This window comes from Pseudonocardia pini, from assembly GCF_013870575.1.
In the GTDB taxonomy this organism is placed as follows: Bacteria; Actinomycetota; Actinomycetes; order Mycobacteriales; family Pseudonocardiaceae; genus Pseudonocardia; species Pseudonocardia pini.
The window spans coordinates 1-1,342 of sequence record NZ_JACBXB010001100.1 but is presented as its reverse complement, the minus strand read 5'-3'; the positions used below and the strand labels follow the sequence as shown (position 1 = coordinate 1,342).

The 1,342-nt window shown below is 70.7% G+C and carries 2 protein-coding genes; one reads left to right on the top strand and one right to left on the bottom strand.

The window, feature by feature from the left end:
- The coding region (locus H5J29_RS32885; RefSeq protein ID WP_246394585.1) for a DUF4235 domain-containing protein at positions 1 to 479 on the top strand (479 nt) is incomplete at its 5' end.
- 25 nt (positions 480 to 504) lie between these two features.
- Here the strand turns inward: H5J29_RS32885 and H5J29_RS32880 are convergent.
- Positions 505 to 993 (bottom strand): beta-class carbonic anhydrase, encoded by a 489-nt coding sequence (locus H5J29_RS32880; protein ID WP_181784789.1) that lies wholly within the window; start codon positions 991 to 993, stop codon positions 505 to 507.
- Between the last annotated feature and the right edge of the window lie 349 nt (positions 994 to 1,342).

Here is a 1,342-nt window from a genome sequence, read left to right as displayed (position 1 = left end):
TGCCGCGGGTGCTCGCGATGGCCACCACCGCCCTGGTGCTCACCACGATCCAGCGCCCGTCGGCGGTGCGCTCCGGTTCGCCCATGTCGCGATCCTGGGGCGTGGGCGACGGGCCCGCGACCCGGCGTGTGGGCGGGCGATCCTTCGGGTACGTGGCGGTCATGAGCCAGAAGACGACGGACCCGGAGATCGGCGACGACCTCCCGGGCGCACTGAAGATCGCCTACAAGCCGGTCGGGGTCGTGTCCGGCATGCTGGGCGGCCTCGTGGCGAGCCAGGTCTTCGGACTGATCTGGAAGCAGATCTCGAAGGAACCGCACACGCCGCAGGCGCTCTCCCGCGCCTACAGCACGCGCGAGGTGCTGCTCGCCGCCACCATCCAGGGCGCGATCTTCGGGCTGATCCGGACGGCGGTGGACCGGTACGGGATGAAGGCGTACCACCGCGTCGTCGACAAGCCCCGCCCGGCCTCCCGCTGAGGGGAGCCCGGACGGGGCCGACGCCTCAGACGACCTCGTTGAGCTTGCCGGTGGCGACGTCGAACACGAAGCCGCGCACGGAGTCCTTGCGCGGGACGAACGGGTTGGCCTTGATCCGGGCGATCGACTGGCGGACGTCGCCGTCGAGGTCGGGGAACGCCTCGGCGGACCACTGCGGCTTGATGCCGGTGTCGTCCTGGATGGACTGCTTGAACTGGTCGTCGGTGAAGGTGAGCATGCCGCAGTCGGTGTGGTGGATGAGGATGATCTCCTCGGTGCCGAGCAGCCGCTGGCTGATGGCGAGCGAGCGGATCTCGTCGTCGGTCACCACGCCGCCCGCGTTGCGGATCACGTGAGCCTCGCCCTCCTGCAGGCCGAGGATCCGGTAGACGTCGAGCCGGGCGTCCATGCAGGCCACCACGGCGACCTTCTTGGCGGGCGGGAGCGGCAGCTGCCCGCCGAAGGACTCGGCGTAGCGGGAGTTGTTGGCGAGCAGTTCGTCCGTGACGGACATGGGTGTCTCCTGGGGATGCGTACCGGGTGCGGGACTCGGGACGGCCGCGCGGACGCGCAGAACAACCGCGACTACGCGGCCGGGAGACAGAACTCGTCGAACTCGAACACGCGGCGGCTCGGCCAGAAGAACTCGAGCCGCATGCGCATCACGCGATGAGTCAACCGCACCCCACGCAGCGGCGGCAACCCGGGCGTCCCCAGTTCTGACGAGCCTCGGCAACGCCGGCCTGCCGCCGTGCGATGGACCGGCTGTGGGGCTGAACGGACTACGCGGGGAGAGCGGTATGGGGCAGCGGCGGGCGGGGATGGTGCGGCTGCTGGTCGCGGCGTCCGCGGGCTGCCCGGGG